The sequence below is a fragment of the Patescibacteria group bacterium genome (genome assembly GCA_041660565.1).
Lineage (GTDB): Bacteria > Patescibacteriota > UBA1384 > CAJBMM01 > CAJBMM01 > JBAZWC01.
This window is the reverse complement of record JBAZWC010000002.1, coordinates 1-18,723: the sequence shown is the minus strand read 5'-3', so window position 1 is coordinate 18,723 and position 18,723 is coordinate 1. Positions and strand designations below refer to the sequence as shown.

The following is an 18,723-nucleotide window of genomic DNA, read 5'->3' as shown; positions in this document are numbered from 1 at the left end:
AAGTGTCAGAGCTGTCATTCCCGTAAAGACGGGAATCCAGTCTATGAAAGATTTTCCGCAAATTCAAATTTCAAATTTCAAATTGTTTCCCCGACTGGTCTTTTGTAAAGTATTCTGTTATAATAACTCCATCGTCAGGTTAGAGGTCAGATTCCAGAAGGGAGATGACAAAGAATGCGCGAGCAATGGTTCAGGATGTTGTTCGAGGTTGCGCTTGGTAACAACTTCAATCGCGCTCTGGAGGTCTGGCGTAGATATGAAGCAGCTGATGTGGGCGATACGGTCGTCGAAGTCCTCGCAGTCGACGTGATCCATGGAGGCTCGGAGATTGAAGCGACCTTGGATGATCTGTCGAAGGGTTTCAACCTTAGCTAATCCATGTCAGATTCCGGAGAGGAGATGACGTAGCGTGGACAGGGTAGAGTTCGAAAAGCTGTTCAGCGAGCGGCTCGGGGTACATCTCCTCCGGGCATGGGAAGTTTATGAGCTGTACGATACGATTGCTGGCAAAGGCGACATCGTGACAGAAACCCTGTTTCGTCTCGCCTACATCAGGGACGAGAAGACCATCGACTCCACGTTGCTATTGCTCGAGGCGTTCGCTCCGCTGTAACTCCCCCGATCAAGGAGGCAAGGAATGTTCGTCGCCGCGTTCGCGCTGATGGCCGTCCTGTCTCAGCCGGTCAAGCACCAGATTGTTGTCACTCGCGAGTCCGAGACGGTTCGGACGTTCACCGTCAACGATGTGGTGTTTCTGCCTCGCGTTAGGAAAGGGGATTCAGTCTGGTCGGATAGACGCTGGACGCAGTTGCAAGTGGATGTCCATGTCCCTGATTCAGTTCGGACAACTGAGTCCGATGTCCACTCGCTCACTGTGTATGCCACCGACGGCAAGCACTGGCAAGAGCTTGAAACCCAGATCGTCAAGGCGATCAAGCGCTTTGCATGGCCGGGGCAAAAGGTAGAGGTGATCATCACCCACCGGACCGCCACCAACAAGCTAGCACACCATCCCCCGGGCGCACGCGCTCGGGGATTTGTTTAATATCTATCCTCCATCCACCAATTATGCTATAATTGGGACAGATCGAAAATAAAACGTAACTCATAATCAACAAAATTGCTTCGTCCACGTAGACGAGCTCTATCTAATACAATTCGGAGGCATATATGGCAATAAACATTGTTCTGTTAGCTGGTGGTAGTGGAACACGGCTTTGGCCAATGAGTCGGACCAATTTACCTAAGCAACTACAAAAATTGGTGGGGGATAAAACCTTAATTCAACAAACCTACGAACGTGTAGAGAACATAACCGAAAAAGAAAATATCTTTGTCTCTACTGGCACCAAATATGTACCCGAGATCGAAAAACAGGTTCCCCAAATACCGCGTGAAAACGTTATTGCCGAACCAAAAGCGATGAATACCGCCGCGGCTATTGGTTTAGCTGCCATTCATTTGTATCACCGCGATAAGCAAAGCATTATGGTCTCGCTTCATTCTGATCACATCGTGACCGAGGTGGGTAACTTTCACAAAGCCATTCACATTGCCTGCGAAACTATTAAGCATCATCCTGAATACATTATGACCGTGGGCATCAACCCAATCACCCCCTCAACCGAACTAGGTTATATTCAAATGGATGGGGCGTTTGAGGTGATTGATGAAGAGCAAGTTTACAAAGTGAAACGGTTTGTGGAAAAACCAGATGCTGCTACCGCGGTTAAATTCCTATCTAGCTTCCAGTACCTGTGGAACGCCGGATATTTTGTGTGGCGCGTAGATACGTTGCTTGATCTGTTCAAAGAATTGTTGCCAAATACATATAAACATTTAATGGCAATAGAAAAAGCGATCGGTACGCCGGAATATCACAAAGTATTAGCCGAGCATTATGATTTAGTGGATGCGGTGGCAATTGATGTGGCTATTTTGGAGAAATGCAACAAAATCGCGGTTATTCCGGCCGATTTAGGTTGGTCTGATGTGGGTACGTGGAGCTCGTTGCACGACATTTTAACCACAATTACCGGACATCATCTAATTTCCAAAGGTCACCATGCCGGATATGATACTGAAAATTGTTTGGTTTACGCCGGTGAGAAAATGATCGCCACTGTTGGTTTGCGTAACGTGATTGTGGTAGATACGCCGGACGTACTGCTGATCGCCGACAAATCCAAAGCTCACGATGTTAAAAAATTGTTAGATAAATTAAAGGATGAAGGTAAACATTTATATTTGTAGGAAAATTCAAAATCTGAATTTTTAATTTTTAAACTTTTTAATTTATAATTTGTTTAGAATTTAGAATTTAGTGCTTAGAATTTTCCTTTCGAAGAAAGGACGCTATGTCTTTTAATCCAGCTATTTTTCGCACCGATTTTAGAGGGGTTTATCCTACCGAGGTTAACGCCGATTCGCACGAACGGCTGGCTCGGGCTTTTGCCACTTTCTTCCATCCTAAAACCGTAGCAGTAGGGATGGATGTACGCCTAAGTGGCCCTGAACTAAAGCAAGCTGTTATTACCGGTCTAACCAAATCCGGTGTGAACGTGGTTGACATTGGAATGATTGGCACGGACATGTCCTATTTTGCTTCCGCCGCGTATGATTTTGACGCCAGTTTAATTGTAACCGCTTCGCATAATCCGGCCGAATACAACGGGTTAAAATTCGCCCTAAAAGGCGGTGCGGCATTTACGCGAGATAACGGGGTTAACGAGGTCTGCGATTTAGCGGTTAAAAATCAGTTCGCCGATGCTCCGGTTGCCGGCACCGTTACCCAAAAAGACATTATGGAAGATTACCTTAATAAATGTCTGTCATTTGTCGATATTTCCAAACTAAAACCGCTGCGCATTGCCCTAAATCCTAATTTTGGTTCGGTTTGCTACTCGTATAAAAAATTGCTCGAAAAAGTAAAATTTGAGCCGGTGCCACTAAATGCCGAACCTGACGGTAATTTTCCGAAAGGCCGTCCGGACCCGCTGCGCCCAGAAACGCGCCAAGAAACCATCGATTTAATTAAGAAAAGTGATGTATCATTTGGCGTGGCGTGGGATGCCGATGGCGATCGCTGTTTCTTTTATGATGAATTAGGCGATTTTGTGGATGGATACTACATTGTTGGTATTTTAGCGCGATATTTTCTTGAGCTATATCCAAAAAGCCCAATTCCTTACGATATTAGACAATGGTGGGCGACGGTAGACGTAATTAAAGAAATGGGCGGGGAACCGGTTATGGCCAAGGTGGGCAACATCTATCTACGCTCAAAAGTACGTGAGCACAACGCACCTTACGGTGGTGAAATGTCGGCACATCATTACTTCAGAGATTTCTACTACTGCGACAACGGGTTTATTCCGTTCTTAATCATCTGGCAAATGGTTTCTGAGGGCAAAAAACTGTCAGAGCTTGCTAAGCCATTTCGGGAAAAGTATTTTATTTCGGGCGAAATCAACTTTACGGTCAAAGATCAAAAAGCGGTTTTGCAAAAAGTTGAATCACAGTATGGCCAATATAAATTGGATCATTTTGACGGATTATCGGTAGATAACGACCGCGAGTGGCGCTTTAACGTGCGTGGTTCGAACAATGAACCATTGTTGCGCATCAACGTGGAAGCCAAATCTCAAGAACTGGTAGATCAAAAAGTTAAAGAACTTGAGACTTTGATTAACAGCTAGCGTCACGACCGTTGTAGGGGAGGACTCATATGTCCTCCCGCTTTTGGTGTCATTCCAGATTCTGGTGTCATCTCGACCCTGTGAGCGTTGTCGAACTGTTGGAGAGATCTCAAAAAAGACTGGAAGGGATTTATTCTCAGATTTCTCCAACACACTCGGGTTGACACCCTCGTAGGGTCGAAATGACATAATAATTTTTGCGTTCACATCCTATTTATTTGACACCAATGCGTGGTTTTGTATAATCTATACTCATAGAAAGATAATGCAATGGCCATTTTAGAAGTCAAAAATTTGAAAAAAAGTTTTGGTACCGTTAAAGCGATCAATGATATTAGTTTTAACGTCGAAAAAGGTGAAGTGTTTGGCTTTCTTGGCCCAAATGGCGCCGGCAAAACCACCACTATTCGCTGTATAATGGATTTTATTCACCCTACTAGTGGCGAAATAAAAATCTTTGGTCTTGATGCCCAAAAAAATTCCGCTGAAATTAAAAAACAAATTGGTTACTTACCCGCAGATGTCCGCCTAAACGACGCCTGGACCGGCCAAGATCACTTTGACTTTAGTGAAGGTCTAAATGGTAAATCAAAAATACTTAAAGAGCTCATCAAATCTTTTGACTTTGATCCCAAAATCAAATTTCATCACCTTTCTACCGGCAACAAACGCAAACTTGGGGTCATTTTAACCTTAATGCACGAACCAAAACTGATTGTTTTGGATGAGCCGACATCTGGTTTAGACCCGCTGCTGCAACACGCGGTTTATCGAATTTTGGAGCAACAACAAAAAAACGGCGCCACCATCTTTATGTCGTCTCATAACCTGGCCGAAGTAGATCGCATTTGCCATCGTGTTGCCATCATTAAACAAGGCAAGCTAATCGCCAATGAAAGTATTGATGATCTAAAGCAAAAGCGTATCCACACCGCTACCGTTCATTTTGCCGATAAATTCAAGAAAGATGATTTTGCTTCAGTGGGTGAAATTCAGGAAGATCTACCCGATGGCTTTATTATCGATGTCAAAGGCGAAATTGATCCGCTTATTAAGAAACTAAACGCGTATAAAGTTATTGATCTGGAAATTACTCATGCTACGCTGGAAGAAATCTTTCTAGAATATTATCGCGATGGGGGCAAATAATGGTCACAATTTTTCTTCGAACCATAAAAGACCGTTGGCTAATGTTTGCCATCTACACCGTTTTCTCCATTGCGTTAATGTGGATGTACATTGCGCTTTTCCCCAGTTTTAGCAAAGTTGACACCTCGTTTATGAATGCATTCCCGGAGGGGATGATGAAAGCATTCAACTTTGATATTAATAGCTTCGTGACTATTCAAGGATTTTTGAGCACCGAGCAGTTTTCGTTTATCTGGCCAATGTTGATGATTGCTCTAACGGTTGGTTACGGTGGTTACGCCTTTGCCGGCGAAATTGAAAAGGGGACAATCGAATTTTTGCTAGCTAAGCCGGTATCGCGCCTAAATTTCTTTTTTAGCCGATATCTTGTTGGGTTGGTAATGTTGGTAGTATTCACACCGCTAACCATTCTTGCGGCAATTCCGTTGTGCAAACTGTATGATATAAATCTTAGTTCAAGCCACTTTTATACTTTTGTATGGCTCTCGCTGTTGTTTGGCGTGGCAATATATAATTTAGCCATCATGTTATCTGCCATTTTCTCCGAAAAAGGTAAAGTGTTCTTTTTATCCATCGGGCTCACGGTTTTGATGTATGTAATCAACATTATCTCTACACTAAAAGAAAGCTTGTCGGATATTAAATATGTTTCGTTTTTCTACTACTACAATCCGCCGAAAGCGCTAATTTATAACCAAATTGATCAGTACACTTATTGGATGTTTGGTGGCGTGGCGGTGGTTAGTTTGATTGTGGCTCTAGTTGTCTTCACTCGCCGCGACATTTCAACCTAGCGATGTTATCCAATCTCTAATCTCCTTAGCGGATTTTTCGACGGATTTATTTGTCGTATTAAATTCATTCTCACATTCATTTCGCATTACGGTGTAAAACTCGTCGTACCAATCTTTATGGCCTTGCCAGTGCTGAGGAGTGCCGCGCTTAAATATTCTCGACTTTCTCTCGTCAGAAGCGCAATCTATCAACGCACAATGAATCGTCTTTGGATCAATTTGACGTTGTTTTGCTAAATCCATGATCTGATTTGGATAAATAGTCAGGCCAAATATCATGGTGTTTGTGTTTTGGTCATCTTTAGCGACACCAAGCCAGTATTCCATTTGTCGAGTACGCCAAGACAAATGCTCAGTTTGATCTTCGGGACATTTTTCGTTGCCTTTATCAAAATCGTAGAAAGACCAGCCCGAGATCGGGTGGTTTCGAAAATACTCGCACAATGCCGATTTCCCAGTACCACTCAATCCAGAAATAAATATAATCATATTATTTTCCAAAAAAGTACTGCCACCAGAGCCGGACGTATGATGGTTTGACGGACTCGCTGGTTTTGGCGCTGGCCGCCGCTTCTTCATCGTTAACAACTGCCGATTGGTCTGAGTTCTCGGGCAAATTAACGATAGTTTCGCCCGGTTTGGCATAGCCAAAATGCTCACGTGCTTGTTTTTCAATAAAACTATCGGTTTTTTGATATTTTATGTAGCGCTCTTTTACCGCTACTTCCAGTTTGATTTGGTCTAAATCATCCTTGTAACTCGTAAGCTGTTTAGATTGGTTTACCCCTTTCCAAACACTGCTGAATACCAAAAAGACACACCAACCAAACACCAAAAGCACTCCCAGATATTGCAATGGGAAAAAATTCGGCTGATAACGGGGTGTTTCTTCTTGAAAATGTTGTATTGCCATTGACCATATCATACCACAAATATGGTAAATTCTAAGCACTAAATCCGAAATTCGAAATAAATTCTAATTAGACGCTTCGCATCGAAATCACTCGAAGGTTACTCGCGATTATCAAATTTTCCCACTACCACCTTGGCTTGGGTGGGACATCGTCTTTCTTTTCTACATCAACCGAATCGGATAGCAACTGATCATTGTTTGCGATCTTTTCAGCTTTTGGCGCCGGTGTTGGCTCAATGGATGGTTTTTTAGTCACAATCACCGTTTCCACCGGTTTGCCCCAAAGTAGGTACGCCGCCGAAAGCGCGATGCCTAAAATTATTATCCCTAGCCCAATAATCCAACCAGTCCAATTTTTTCCTGTGTCGTTATTTGTTGGTGTCGGAGTCGAGGCTGGTGATGGTGATGCTACAATTTCTTCAGCTGCAATTGGTTTAGCTGTTGCCGCGGTTGTGGTGTGGGTAGTTTGTTTGATCGTGGCTGCCACTACCGGAGCAGTAGGGGTAGCTTCAACTTCTTTATATGCGCTAACGTTACCATAACTATCCTGAGCCTTAACATAAAATCGATAAGTGTGACTGTTCTCGCCCACAAATTTCCACGTAGTTTGTAATCCGCTAATCGTTACCGCTGCTACATTATTTTTGGTAGTAACATCGTAAACATTTACTAAATAGTATTCTGCTCCCAAGACCGGCGTCCAATTTAAGGTTACAGATCCATTGCCAGCTTTGGCGGTGAAGCTAGTTGGGGGGTTTATGGAAATTGTGTTTGCCAGTTTAACGGCGGCACTTTCTAAATTGGAACCGCTCCAAACCGTTACCCAAAAAGTGTTAGCCAAGTTATCCCCAACTTCACGCGTAAAACTGCCGTCGGAATTGGCGATAGTTTGATAAATTGGTACTAAACCATTAGTCAGCGCCGGGTCCGACCCGTAAATTTTTACGGTGATGCCGGGGGTTACTGATCCTATTGCGCCGATGATTTTGTCGCTAGTGCCTGGCACATTTTGCTGCATAGTTATTTTACTTGAGTCAATAAACGGCGCATGGGTTACATCAAATAAGGTTTGTGGGCTTACGTTTTCGGCAAAATCTTCGGCTTCGATGTAATATTTGTCACTTGCCAGTAAACCGGCGGAAATAAATGATCCGTCACTGCCGGCAACAATATGTTGAGCGACAATTGCATGGCTAGCGTCGTAAATATTTACGTAAATTGATTTTTCGACCGAGTTGATAACGCCAGAGATAATGCCGTTAGAAAATCGCAAATTTGAAAGTACCGGTGCTGTTGGCGCCACGGTGTCAATTAGATAATTGTTTGAGATAGTAACGGCATCATCAATATCAAGTGTCGTGTCTCTGGCTACTATACTGACGGTGTAGTTGCCGTCAGGCAACGTGGCTGGCAATGTGGCGGTTAGATTATTCCCGTTGATTGTTACCGTTGCCAAAGTTGTTACTTGCGTGGCGTTATTCGTCCACGATGCCGTAATGGCGGTTGACCAAACACTCGCTAAAGTCGGTGTAACGTTAGCGGTGATAGCTGGTTTTGTCGATGCGTTTTGGACATTAATTCGCGCTGGATCATAGTTCACGTTGGTTATGTCGATTCGAATATTCTGAGTCGGTAAAAACTCGGGAGTATAACTACCGGCCGCGTTAACCTGTTTAACCGCATAAGTATATCGAATTTCTGGATTCGCGGTTGTGTCGGTAAAGGTTGGGGTAAGTGACGTACCTATTTGGGTTAGAGCCGGATGAGCTAAATCTGATCGGTAAATCACAAACGTATTTCCAGCGTCAAAATTGGTCCAAGTAAGTACCGGGACATCGCTATTAACGCGATTGACTGTAAGAGCCACCTCGGAAGGGTAGTTTTGAGTTACAACTGTTGGCGCGCTTAACGTTGTTCCATTGTAAACTGCTACGATAAAAACTGTTCGATATTGGTCATCGCCAGTTTCAATTGCCGGAAAAGATCCATCAATTGAGTTTACATCAACGTCTGTGCCAATTTGGTTTGTTAACGCTAGGTCGGAATACGCCCGGGCTTTTATCCCACTTAAACTTGGCAATGCACCGGCAATACCCGAAACCGAGTCTGGGTTACCGTGGGCAACGTCATTAAAGACTAATTTATCTGATACAGGCGCTGGGGCAACAATATTTACGGTTTGAACTCCAGACTGGAGTTGCTGGGAAGGAGAGTTACTCCCTGTTGTTGTCTCGGCAGTTATTGCAGTCGATCCGGGCGTAATCCCTTTTATATAAAAACTTGCCCTGGTGTACTGCGTCGAGCCTGTTGTGGCACTTATTGAAATATTTCTAGGATCAGCGGTACCACTTGAATTGGTTTTAATAACGTTTGAATTATCAAAACCAATACTTATATACGTAGTGCATGATGACCACGCGGGCGTTCCACTACTATCCTGAATTTGTGCCCAATATTTGGTTATTTGTCCGACATTTCTTGTGAGCGGATCTGTTCCTTGGTCGGCAATTATTGCGAGATGAAATAATCCACTATCAAGACTACAAGGATCCGCAGCCTTTGCCACTTGGGGTACTAATAAAGACATATTAGCCAAGCTGGTTATGGCAAAAATGGCTACCAATAAAGTCTTAAATAGTTTTTTGAATTGACTCATCATCACTCCTTTATGCAATCATGATATTTATTGATTGCGCACTAGCTTACACCAAAACAGAAACATACCAGATGCCCCCTCCTAAACCCTTGAATTTTGGTGTGATGAGCCACTTGCTCCTGCTACCCATAGGCGACGGTTAGTGTTTCATCGTCCATAGGTCAAACGCAGCCACGTCCTAACACTAGCAAGGCATCTTTGACCTGTCAATACTGAGTTTTTAGCGGCATTGTTGCATTCAAACCAAAAATAGTTTACGTTGTGCCTAGACAATTAACAGAGGAATGAAAATGGAAACATTTGATACGATCATTGGGCAGAGCGTCAAAATGCAGGGGAACCTAAGTAACCAAGGGGCCATTCAAGTTAATGGGACGGTTGAGGGTGAAATTAAGTCCGAGTCTTTGGTGATTGTGGGTGCCGGCGCGGTGGTACGCGGGCCAATTAAAGCCAAAGTGGTAGATATTTCCGGTGAGGTTAGCGGCACCATTTTTGCCGATGATCGTTTGGAAATTCAGCCCAAGGGCAAACTTTATGGTGATATTACCACTCGCAATTTGGTGATCAAAATGGGTGCAATTTTTGTGGGCAAAAGCGAAGTAATTCACGATAAAAATGGGAAGTCAGAGCCGGATGCTGATAATGCCTAATGTCTAATACCGAATGTCTAATGGATTTTTTAGAAATTTGGATTTGATTAGTCATTAGTAATTAGTCATTAGTAATTTTATTCGTATAGGTACTTTCTGATGTCTCATAAAATATAATTCCTTAAAATTAAATTACTCCAGGAGATATCACTTTGTATTTTTATATCGCAGATCCGCCACAAACCAAGGTTGATCAAACTGCGGTCGCGGCAATTAGGGCCAGATTAATCCCAGACGGCATCGCTGGTGAGTTCGTTTTTCGTACACCCGGACAATCTGCGGCCACATTGGCAAAATCAGCTATCGACCAAGGATATAGCACCATTGTAGCGGTGGGAAATGAATATTTAGCCGCTGAAATTGCCGGTACTATTTATGATCAACCAATTGCGCTTGGGGTTTTGCCAATTAACGCATCGCCAGATTTAGCGCAAATAATTGGTTATTCCGATTGGCGGGTGGGTATTAAAGCGCTTAGGCATCGTAAAATTATTTTGCGTGACATTGGGGTAATTAACGCGGAGCTGTTTTTCCTCTCGGAAGTGAAGATAAATTCCGCTAAACCCCAACATTTTTATCTTCATACCGATCGTTTTTCGGCCGAGATTTTTTCCAATATCATTAGAATCACCCTTTGTACCGGTGAGATGCCGTTTGCTTTTGCCGGATTGCTAAATTTTTACACCACAGCCAAAAACGGCCCAATTTGGAGCAAATCGATTTTTGGTAAGCCCGCATTTAACGTTGAAACTTTGATGCGTTCAGATACAGCTGTAATTCAATCTGAATCAGATTGCGATGTGGTGCAAGATGGTCATGCAATCGCCAAAATGCCCATTAGTTTGTCGGTTATCCCGCAATCGGTTCGAATTATTACCGCTAGACAGTTACATACCGAGGCGGAGTAGGTACTAAGCACTAAATCCGAAATTCGAAATCCTAAACAAATTCAAAATATCAAATTCCAAGCATTTTAGCCGTGAATCCGGAAATTAATCCACAGGAGATTACTTTACCTGTCATCTCGACCCTGTGAGCGTTGTCGAACTGTTGGCTTCCTGCCCTCTTAGGGCGTAGTCTACGGGCGGAGCCAACGTAGTCGCTCGAGCCAGCTCCCCTTTGTCGAAATGACATAATAATTTACGGATTTAAGTAGTAGAATGTTGTAATGAATGTAAAATTGTGTTATTATTCAAGAGTCAATAACTAAAAGGCTTTACTATAAGTAGCAAATCGCTTCGAATAAACGATCAAATAACCGCCTCGTCAATGTTACTGATTGATCAAAACGGTCAGTCACAAGGTGAGGTTAGTCGTGCCCAGGCGTTAGAGTTAGCTGAAAGTATTGGCCTCGATTTGGTTGAAGTTTCGCCAATGGCTGTTCCGCCGGTTTGTAAAATTCTAGATTTTGGCAAGATGATTTACGAAGAAACCAGAGCGGAGCGAAAAGCCAAAGCAAACCAAAAAACCATTGATGTAAAAGAAATCCGCTTAAGTTTAAAAATTTCTGATCACGATTTGGAGCTGAAAATTAATCAGGCCAAAAAATTTCTAACGCAGGGAAATAAAGTTAGAGTGGTCATAAAAATGAAGGGTAGAGAGCAGATTTTTGCGGAAAGAGCATTCGCTACCATTAACGAAATCGGTCAGAAAATCGGTGGTAAGATCGAACAGTCCCCAAGCAAACTAGGTAACCAAATATCCATTACAATTGCATAAAGAGAAGTTATGAAAACCAAAACCCATCAAGCCATGTTAAAAAGAGTCAAAATTACCGGAACCGGTAAAATTATGCGTAAATTAGCAGCTGTTTCCCACTTGCGCGTGAACAAATCCGACCGTAGTAAATTAATGGTAGAAATTGACCGCAAAGATATTAAACGAATTAAGCGAATGTTGCCGCACCGATCGAGCTCCCATCGTTCGGCGATAGGGGCACGTAGTTCAGCTTCGCTTACAGCGAAGTCTGAACAATAAAGGAATAAGATGGCCAGAGTAAAACGGGGAATGATCTCCCGAAAAAGACATAAAAATTTACTTGCGTTAACCAAAGGTTATCGTGGTACGCGTAATAATTTGATCCGCATGGCTAAACAAGCCACCTTAAATGCGGGAATTTTTGCTTACCGAGATCGTCGCAATAAAAAACGCGATTTTCGCTCACAGTGGATTACTACCATCAACATTGCCTTACAAAATGAAGGCGTCAAGTATTCGCAATTCATTCACCAATTAACTATTAAAAAAATTGATCTAAACCGCAAAGCCTTGGCCGAGATGGCCGAAAAACAGCCGGAAGCGTTTACATCTCTGGTCAAACAGGTAATGAACTAACTATTTTCAAGCTCGAAATACGAAATTCGAAACAAATTTGAAATTTAAAATTGGCCCTTAGTAAACTACTTCGGCGTCTTTTTTAAACATCTTTACTCTGGCGGCAATTAGCATAGTTATGGTTACTGCAAATATCAATACAATATCTACAATAATTGAAGCAGATAGGCCTCTCCACATTACTAGCGGCTCTCTAAAGTAGTCACACAGCACTCGTCCGACTAAGTAAACAAGCGATAACACGAAGAATAATTTGCCATCTTTGCGCCACAGTGGTTTTTTAAGATACATTACTAATCCAAAGACAAAAAGTAATAATGAGAAGATAGCCTCATACAGTGCAATCGGCAATCTACCATCAATCGCTAATTTCGCTGATGATGTTTGCCCTAAAGCACATCCGCCAAACTGACAGCCGGTTTGCCCTAGCGCAACTGCAAGCAAAAAGCCCAGAATTAAGATATTTAACCATTTTAAGATGTACTGTTTTTCGCTACGCAATATCAACCAAACCGCGAACAATCCGCCAAAAATTGCGCCGTAAAATACCAATCCGCCCTGCCAAAGAGCAAATGCGTTGGTCCAGCTGCCTTGAGGGAAGCGAAAGTATTGCGGATAAGTAATAACATACGCTATTCTGGCGCCAACTACGCCCACAAAAATCATAAAAAGTATGTTGTCAAAAAAACCGGGTAAGTTTAGGCGGCTGTATTTGGCAAGTATGGCAAAACAGAGTGACCCAACTAAGATAGCAAGTGCTAAAAATAATCCAAATGAAAAAATTGTGACCGATCCAACAGTAAACAATATCGGATGCATTTTCCCTCCTTAACATTATTGTAACAGAAAATATTGGTTGTAGTGCAAGCATTGCCGATTTTCTTCAATATCAAAATGACATTTATTTTTTGGATTTACATATGAAGACTATTGACATATTATAAATATATTTGTATTGTATGGTAAATGATATAGTTGTGTTAAGGTGAACCTTAACATTCTAGGTTTACCTCTCTAATACAGAACCCTTGACGGTCCACGATCAGGCGTCTGACGGCTTGAGACGCGAAAGGGCAAGAAAATGCAACGGCAAGCGCAGCTTTTCGGGGCGGTGATGGCGATGTTGTTTCTGGCTGGTTGTGGTGGCAGTGGGGGACCTGGCGGGGGATCAATTTTCCCACCGGGGACGCGGGAGATCAGGTTCATGCAGTCGGTTTTTGATTCCAATGAGCTGAAAGGGCGGTCTCTTGTCGCTCACTGGATTGGGCCCACGCACCCATTCGTTGATTACGGCCCGGTGAAGTTTGACTCGGTGCGCATGCATCAAGATCTAGGAACTTTGACGATCAACGCTGATGGGTCCCTTCGTTTGGTTAACAACACAGCGTCGGGCACAATTGCGTTCTTGTACAGCGCGCATCACCCCACTGGGACTGATGACCCTGATGCCGGGATGGAAATCTCGGATCAGTTGGCAACTATCACTCTTACACCTGTGGGTACGAGTGTGTCGCCAACCGACTTTCGTGTTGCCCAAGGTGGCACGATGATCGTAGCGGCACAAGCAGATAACTCGCGTACTTCAGGCAAGACGATCGTTCGGATCGCCACATTGGCGCCGTCTCGTGCACCGACTAACGTGCCGGCAACATGGACGATTGCACCAGTGGACGCGGGCAAGATGTCAGGCGCAAACTATGATGGTTCGTACACCTTCACTGGTGAACCGAACTTTATTGGTAGTTTCACCCTGACAGCGCATGTTATTGGCGCTAAAGACCAGCCAACAACGCCGATCACTGGCACCGCCATCGCCCATCCGGTGATCACGGTGTCATCGCCAACTGAAAAACAAACAGTGGTTGGCACCATTAACGCCAAATTCGTCTTTCAGAACACCACGGATGGGTTCTGGCGGGTCGATAGTGGCAAAGAGACATTGGTCACCGGAGACTCGTTTCCGTTGGATACCACACTCTTGACCAATGGTGTTCACTACTTGAACTTCCGTGCAGTTGGGCCGGTGGAAGAAGTGAGCATGGCGCGGAAGTTCATTGTCAACAACCCTCACGAGTTTAAGCCGTGGAGCGGGTTAATCGCCTACAGCCAACGTGATGTTTCGGATGGACCCTTTCGAACTTTCGCGAATCTCATCACGCCAACAGGTTCGCAAGAGATTGCCGGCTTTGGTAGTGATCAGCTCATCAGATGGTCACCTGATGGGAAGTATATTACTGATGGCCGGCATCTAGTCAACCGAGATGGTACTCGGATACTGACCTGGGATCGAACGTGGGATTCTGCATTCGAATGGTTTCCAGATAGTTCTGGAATCCTGACCGGATTCTGTCTTGGGCCGTTCAATAGGCTGTTGACAAACGGGACGATAGAGGAACTTGCTAGTGACTCGGCTGCCACTTATGGCCACAACCCCGCATTCTCTCGTGATGGGCAGTGGGTTTACTTCGTTCATCACGAGCATGGCACGTACGCCTACCTCAGACGGGTTACTGTGACTTCAATGTTGGCGCGTACGTATCCAACCGAGAACCTCATCAAGTTTGACACAAGCTTCAACGAGCAAGTGATCCTGAAGGCAACGGTAGAAGGGAATGTTGTATTTGCCTACGGCAAATCGATGGTGCTTTTCAACCCGGAGACCAAGTCGATCGTAGCGCGTGTTGATGGTGACTTGGGGACCGTGTATAACATCGAACTATCACCGGACGGTAAATACCTTGCAGTTCAGCACTCCAGTTGGGTCGGAGTGGTTTCTGCGACTACCCTAGCCACGGTTCTCGAGATCATGCCCCCGCTAGGAAGTGGGATTCAGAGCTTTGCATGGTCTCCAGATAGTACGGGGATTGCTGTCTCGAACTATGATGATTCAGTTACACCAGTGGAGTACCGAGTCTACATCTGCCGGATTGACGATCCAATTCCGCAAGAGATTCTCAAGCGGGGTGGCTTCGGAAAGGCGGCAAATAAGACCCGGGGTTATGAAGTCACTGGTTCGAGTTTATCGTGGACGACAGACAATCCTTAGCTCCTTGGAATACGAACCCCCGCGGGCGCACTGCTCGCGGGGATCTTTTCTTTTAGATAAAAAATGATATGATATAAGCAAGAAATTATGGAATCGTAGCTCAGTTGGTTAGAGCGCTGCATTCACATTGCAGAGGTCAGTGGTTCAAGTCCACTCGGTTCCACCACGCTAAGCGTGGTAATTGGGACGCTCAGCGTCCCACCAAATATATACGAATGGATTTTTTTGACCACGCTAAGCGTGGTACTTTTGTATCTGCGTCTTGTCATAGTTATAGTTGTGTATAACCTGCTCATTGTCAGCTAGCTTATTATTATGTAATCTAATACTAGACGGAGATAGTTTGAAAGATATCATAGAAAAGCCGCGGCCAGAGAACACAGAGGCCGCGCAACATATTCAGCACCCAATTGCCGAGCATCCGCTGGGTCAGTTTTTGCGATTTATTTACGAAATCGGCAAAACTGTTGTTGTTGTTTTGGTAATTTATACGCTAGTGCACTATTTGTTAATTCAGCCTTTTCAAGTTGAAGGCAGCTCGATGGAGAGAAATTTTCATAACGACGAATTTTTAATGGTACAAAAGATTAGTTATGCAATAAAAGCGCCCGAGCGCGGCGACGTAATCGTATTTAAATACCCCTTAAATCCTAGTTTAAATTATATTAAACGAGTAATCGGCTTACCGGGGGATAAGCTAACTATCTCTGATGGTAAAGTTATCATTACCAATACAGATAATCCAAAAGGATTAGTGCTTAATGAGGGCTACTTAGACGCCGGAAAAGTTACATCGGTTAACGGTGATACCGCCGAGCGTTCATGGCTAATTGAGAACAACCAATATTTTGTGATGGGCGATAATCGAGATCATTCAGACGATTCTCGCAGTTGGGGTACCGTGCCAAAACAAAATTTGGTCGGCAAAGTTTGGGTAACTGTTTATCCGTTTAGCGATTTTGGACTAATTGCCCACGCCACCTACTAGGTAAATTCTAAATTCCAAGATTCAAACACTAAATAAATCCAAAATACGTAAATCAACACTCAAAAACATTTCGAATTTTTTTATTTCGAATTTTTTTAGAATTTGGTGCTTAGTGCTTTTTTGGTTGCGACTTAGAGTAGGGTACTAACTCAACTTTAATTGGCGTGCCGCGAAACGGTTCGTGATCTCTAATAAGGTTTTCGATATATCTGGATTGTGAGAAATGCCAGGTTTGTGGGCGATTAACATAGACCGCAAACGTGGGAGGGTTCGAGCCGATTTGTTCTATCTTATATATAAGCGGTAAGTTGCCATTGTTCGCCATTGCCACTGTGGCAATGTTGTCCAGTTGGCTTTGTTCCAGATTTATCATACGAGTATGATAAACTTTGTGCGCTTGCTCTAATAATTTGTGTACATTTAGCCCGTCTGCTGCGGAAATAAAAATCACCACAACCCATGGAATAAAAGCAAAAGTAGCTTGTAAATCAGCCAAAAACTCGCGCTGAGCTAAATCATCCAGATTACCGGTTTCCGCATTGGTTTTTTTAGCGTTTTTTTCGGCAAAATCTTTTAGATAGCTGTCCCATTTGTTAACCGCAATCACTAATCCCTTGCCAAATTCCAACACAATTCCGGCTATGTGAGCGTCGTTTGCGGTTGGGCCTTCCATTGCGTTTACCAATAAAAAAGCCACGTCACACTTTTGCACCGCATCAACCGCTCTGGTTACGGCAAATTTTTCGATTCCAACTTCTATTTTTCCTCGTTTGCGAATGCCGGCGGTGTCTATAAATTGAAATTGCATCTCTTTGTATGGCAAGGTGATGTCGATATTGTCTCTTGTGGTGCCAGCCACATTTGATACTACCGCGCGTTGTTCGCCGGCAATATTATTTAGCAAAGTAGATTTTCCCACATTTGGTCGGCCGATTATGGCCACTTTAACCATATTTTTGGGCTGTTTAGGCGCGTCTGATTTGTTTGGCAACTTGGCTAGAATCTGTTTTTGTAAATCATCGATGCCGTTGTTATGAATGGCCGAAACCGGTAATATTTTGCCAAACCCAATGCTTGGCCAGCTTTCCACCGCGTTGGTTTGCCCTAAGCCATCGGCCTTGTTGGCTACTACAATAGTTGGTTTGCCCATGGCGCGAACTTGATCAATTACAATTTGATCTTCGGTTAAAATGCCGGTTTGACTATCTAAAATTAGAATTACTACGTCTGCTTGAAGTTTAGCCGTTTCTATTTGTTCTCTAACCGACATATTAAAATCGGTTCTGGCTGAGTCAATTCCGGCTACATCAATTACCGTAAACTCGGTACCGCGATAGTTGGCGATACCAAAAATACGATCACGAGTTGTGCCCGCCTCTCGTGCCTCAATCGCTACACGTTGACCAATTAATCGATTAAAAATGGACGATTTTCCTACATTTGGTCGTCCAATTAGTGCTACCGTTGCCATATTACCCTTTACATTTGATTATATGAGTATATAATACCATTAGACGGCTGGTTTGTCGAGTGCCTTAACATATTGTTGGCTTGTGCTCTCTGGAAGGAGGGGCTCAATGAGGACAGTAAGAGGCGATTCGTCAAAGTGTAGCGGGTGTGCACACCGACGCCCGTCAACTTCGGCGCAGTTGGTACCGGCTGGTGGATGTCTGACTGCTCTGCCGGCTTGCGCCCTTTCGGCTTGCAAGTTCAAGCCCTCGGACAACGTCCGAGGAAGACTGGCCGACCGCGGAGGTGTACTGGTCGGAATCAGTCACAACCAACTCTGAAGGAGAGAGTTATGGGACACAGAACAGTCGACTTGTGGACGTGCGCCCGCTGTCCGTACTTCAAGCCGGGGTTCCCAGGTGCTTTACCCGGATGTCGCAATGGGCGGTGCATGGATGAAGTGATTGGGGTGGCACCAGTCAACCCGATTCACTTTCGCAGTGTGCCGGGTGGGCAAAGCGTCGAATCTGCCCAGCAACGCCCCAATATCCAGATGGGCTGAAGGGAGGGAGTGATGAGAATTAGTCCGGGAGTCAGTCTGGCATTGACCGGGGTCGCGATGACAGTCGGAGCAATCGTCTCTACTGTTCTCGTTGTTCCGGTTCTTATCCTGTTATACCCGTTCATGCGTCGCAGAGGACATACCAATGGGCACGCATGAAGGAGTGGTGGGGCTCCGAAACCCACTGGTCTGCCTTGGGTGTTGGTTCTATGACACCACCGGCAGACATGATCGTCATGATGGGCCGCGCTGTGCGGCACACTGCCTAAAGGGGGTTTGTCCGAATATGATACGTCGTTGCGCGACGATCCCAGCTGGGGTCGTCGCGTTACTAATTTGTGCTATATTGAAGGTGAATTGCGAATAAAAATTTTTAATTTTTAATTTTTAATTTTTAATTTCAAATGAAAGGTAGCCAATTTTTAAATGACTAAATAAGGAACCTTTTAAAAATTTAAGCATTCGGCACTTATTCATTTAAAAT

At 44.1% G+C, this 18,723-nt stretch carries 19 protein-coding genes, 1 tRNA gene and 1 pseudogene; 16 read left to right on the top strand and 5 right to left on the bottom strand.

The genetic code is table 11. The features are described 5' to 3' along the window. Positions 1 to 174: 174 nt before the first annotated feature. The 7 genes from WC773_02655 to WC773_02625 all read left to right on the top strand — a co-directional run bounded on the left by WC773_02655 (position 175) and on the right by WC773_02625 (position 5,641). Entirely contained in the window at positions 175 to 375 is a 201-nt protein-coding gene (locus tag WC773_02655) for a hypothetical protein (GenBank protein MFA6082284.1), read from the top strand. A 34-nt stretch (positions 376 to 409) separates the two neighbouring features. Further along, on the top strand, positions 410 to 613 hold the full coding sequence (locus WC773_02650) for a hypothetical protein (GenBank protein ID MFA6082283.1): 204 nt from the start codon (positions 410 to 412) through the stop codon (positions 611 to 613). A 24-nt stretch (positions 614 to 637) separates the two neighbouring features. Next, the gene (locus WC773_02645; GenBank protein MFA6082282.1) at positions 638 to 1,045 is read left to right on the top strand and encodes a hypothetical protein; all 408 of its coding nucleotides are present in this window, start codon (positions 638 to 640) and stop codon (positions 1,043 to 1,045) included. Between the two features lie 125 nt (positions 1,046 to 1,170). Further along, positions 1,171 to 2,253 (top strand): mannose-1-phosphate guanylyltransferase, encoded by a 1,083-nt coding sequence (locus WC773_02640; protein MFA6082281.1) that lies wholly within the window; start codon positions 1,171 to 1,173, stop codon positions 2,251 to 2,253. Between the two features lie 104 nt (positions 2,254 to 2,357). Continuing rightward, positions 2,358 to 3,698 (top strand): phosphomannomutase/phosphoglucomutase, encoded by a 1,341-nt coding sequence (locus tag WC773_02635; protein MFA6082280.1) that lies wholly within the window; start codon positions 2,358 to 2,360, stop codon positions 3,696 to 3,698. Positions 3,699 to 3,968: 270 nt separating this feature from the next. Further along, a complete protein-coding gene (locus WC773_02630) occupies positions 3,969 to 4,847 on the top strand; it encodes an ABC transporter ATP-binding protein (protein ID MFA6082279.1) in 879 nt (292 codons plus the stop codon). After that, the gene (locus WC773_02625; GenBank protein ID MFA6082278.1) at positions 4,847 to 5,641 is read left to right on the top strand and encodes an ABC transporter permease subunit; all 795 of its coding nucleotides are present in this window, start codon (positions 4,847 to 4,849) and stop codon (positions 5,639 to 5,641) included. Before WC773_02630 ends, WC773_02625 begins: the two co-directional genes overlap by 1 nt. Here the strand turns inward: WC773_02625 and WC773_02620 are convergent. From WC773_02620 to WC773_02610, 3 genes are all read right to left on the bottom strand, one after another. Further along, on the bottom strand, positions 5,633 to 6,130 hold the full coding sequence (locus WC773_02620; protein ID MFA6082277.1) for a hypothetical protein: 498 nt from the start codon (positions 6,128 to 6,130) through the stop codon (positions 5,633 to 5,635). The two genes, WC773_02625 and WC773_02620, sit on opposite strands and share 9 nt — an antisense overlap. Before the next feature lies 1 nt (position 6,131). Further along, positions 6,132 to 6,554 (bottom strand): septum formation initiator family protein, encoded by a 423-nt coding sequence (locus WC773_02615; protein ID MFA6082276.1) that lies wholly within the window; start codon positions 6,552 to 6,554, stop codon positions 6,132 to 6,134. 124 nt (positions 6,555 to 6,678) lie between these two features. Further along, on the bottom strand, positions 6,679 to 9,213 hold the full coding sequence (locus tag WC773_02610) for a hypothetical protein (GenBank protein ID MFA6082275.1): 2,535 nt from the start codon (positions 9,211 to 9,213) through the stop codon (positions 6,679 to 6,681). 287 nt (positions 9,214 to 9,500) lie between these two features. Between WC773_02610 and WC773_02605 the strand changes: the two genes are divergently transcribed. From WC773_02605 to rplT, 5 genes and pseudogenes are all read left to right on the top strand, one after another. Then, complete coding sequence (locus tag WC773_02605; GenBank protein MFA6082274.1) at positions 9,501 to 9,860, top strand: polymer-forming cytoskeletal protein; 360 nt, start codon at positions 9,501 to 9,503, stop codon at positions 9,858 to 9,860. Between the two features lie 152 nt (positions 9,861 to 10,012). Next, positions 10,013 to 10,768: a hypothetical protein gene (locus WC773_02600; GenBank protein ID MFA6082273.1), complete on the top strand. Its 756-nt coding sequence runs from the start codon at positions 10,013 to 10,015 to the stop codon at positions 10,766 to 10,768. Positions 10,769 to 11,081: 313 nt separating this feature from the next. Beyond that, positions 11,082 to 11,579 (top strand): translation initiation factor IF-3, encoded by a 498-nt coding sequence (gene infC, locus WC773_02595; GenBank protein MFA6082272.1) that lies wholly within the window; start codon positions 11,082 to 11,084, stop codon positions 11,577 to 11,579. Between the two features lie 9 nt (positions 11,580 to 11,588). Then, positions 11,589 to 11,759, top strand: a pseudogene (locus tag WC773_02590) (bL35 family ribosomal protein). 87 nt (positions 11,760 to 11,846) lie between these two features. After that, a complete protein-coding gene (gene rplT, locus WC773_02585) occupies positions 11,847 to 12,194 on the top strand; it encodes a 50S ribosomal protein L20 (protein MFA6082271.1) in 348 nt (115 codons plus the stop codon). Positions 12,195 to 12,251: 57 nt separating this feature from the next. Here rplT and WC773_02580 read toward each other — a convergent pair whose 3' ends face one another. After that, positions 12,252 to 13,013, bottom strand: a complete 762-nt coding sequence (locus WC773_02580) for a prolipoprotein diacylglyceryl transferase family protein (protein MFA6082270.1) — start codon at positions 13,011 to 13,013, stop codon at positions 12,252 to 12,254. Positions 13,014 to 13,275: 262 nt separating this feature from the next. On the opposite strand from WC773_02580, the gene WC773_02575 reads away from it, so the two are divergent. The 3 genes from WC773_02575 to lepB all read left to right on the top strand — a co-directional run bounded on the left by WC773_02575 (position 13,276) and on the right by lepB (position 16,228). Then, entirely contained in the window at positions 13,276 to 15,240 is a 1,965-nt protein-coding gene (locus WC773_02575; GenBank protein ID MFA6082269.1) for a WD40 repeat domain-containing protein, read from the top strand. A gap of 89 nt (positions 15,241 to 15,329) precedes the next feature. Continuing rightward, positions 15,330 to 15,406, top strand: a tRNA-Val gene (locus WC773_02570). A 177-nt stretch (positions 15,407 to 15,583) separates the two neighbouring features. Next, complete coding sequence (gene lepB, locus WC773_02565; GenBank protein MFA6082268.1) at positions 15,584 to 16,228, top strand: signal peptidase I; 645 nt, start codon at positions 15,584 to 15,586, stop codon at positions 16,226 to 16,228. Positions 16,229 to 16,337: 109 nt separating this feature from the next. Here the strand turns inward: lepB and der are convergent, their stop codons facing one another. After that, positions 16,338 to 17,699 carry a ribosome biogenesis GTPase Der gene (der, locus tag WC773_02560; protein ID MFA6082267.1) on the bottom strand — a complete coding sequence of 454 codons (1,362 nt, stop codon included), beginning with the start codon at positions 17,697 to 17,699 and terminating at the stop codon, positions 16,338 to 16,340. 330 nt (positions 17,700 to 18,029) lie between these two features. Here der and WC773_02555 point away from each other — a divergent pair, with 330 nt between their 5' ends. Beyond that, positions 18,030 to 18,239, top strand: a complete 210-nt coding sequence (locus WC773_02555) for a hypothetical protein (protein MFA6082266.1) — start codon at positions 18,030 to 18,032, stop codon at positions 18,237 to 18,239. Positions 18,240 to 18,723 lie beyond the last annotated feature (484 nt).

What these genes read in the sequence shown, in the direction of transcription:
- WC773_02655 (MFA6082284.1), top strand. Translation starts at nt 175, where the DNA reads ATGCGCGAGCAATGGTTCAGGATGTTGTTCGAGGTTGCGCTTGGTAAC.
- WC773_02645 (MFA6082282.1), top strand. Translation starts at nt 638, where the DNA reads ATGTTCGTCGCCGCGTTCGCGCTGATGGCCGTCCTGTCTCAGCCGGTC.
- WC773_02640 (MFA6082281.1), top strand. Translation starts at nt 1,171, where the DNA reads ATGGCAATAAACATTGTTCTGTTAGCTGGTGGTAGTGGAACACGGCTT.
- WC773_02635 (MFA6082280.1), top strand. Translation starts at nt 2,358, where the DNA reads ATGTCTTTTAATCCAGCTATTTTTCGCACCGATTTTAGAGGGGTTTAT.
- WC773_02630 (MFA6082279.1), top strand. Translation starts at nt 3,969, where the DNA reads ATGGCCATTTTAGAAGTCAAAAATTTGAAAAAAAGTTTTGGTACCGTT.
- WC773_02625 (MFA6082278.1), top strand. Translation starts at nt 4,847, where the DNA reads ATGGTCACAATTTTTCTTCGAACCATAAAAGACCGTTGGCTAATGTTT.
- WC773_02620 (MFA6082277.1), bottom strand. Translation starts at nt 6,130, where the DNA reads ATGATTATATTTATTTCTGGATTGAGTGGTACTGGGAAATCGGCATTG.
- WC773_02615 (MFA6082276.1), bottom strand. Translation starts at nt 6,554, where the DNA reads ATGGCAATACAACATTTTCAAGAAGAAACACCCCGTTATCAGCCGAAT.
- WC773_02610 (MFA6082275.1), bottom strand. Translation starts at nt 9,213, where the DNA reads ATGATGAGTCAATTCAAAAAACTATTTAAGACTTTATTGGTAGCCATT.
- WC773_02605 (MFA6082274.1), top strand. Translation starts at nt 9,501, where the DNA reads ATGGAAACATTTGATACGATCATTGGGCAGAGCGTCAAAATGCAGGGG.
- rplT (MFA6082271.1), top strand. Translation starts at nt 11,847, where the DNA reads ATGGCCAGAGTAAAACGGGGAATGATCTCCCGAAAAAGACATAAAAAT.
- WC773_02580 (MFA6082270.1), bottom strand. Translation starts at nt 13,013, where the DNA reads ATGCATCCGATATTGTTTACTGTTGGATCGGTCACAATTTTTTCATTT.
- WC773_02575 (MFA6082269.1), top strand. Translation starts at nt 13,276, where the DNA reads ATGCAACGGCAAGCGCAGCTTTTCGGGGCGGTGATGGCGATGTTGTTT.
- der (MFA6082267.1), bottom strand. Translation starts at nt 17,699, where the DNA reads ATGGCAACGGTAGCACTAATTGGACGACCAAATGTAGGAAAATCGTCC.
- WC773_02555 (MFA6082266.1), top strand. Translation starts at nt 18,030, where the DNA reads ATGGGACACAGAACAGTCGACTTGTGGACGTGCGCCCGCTGTCCGTAC.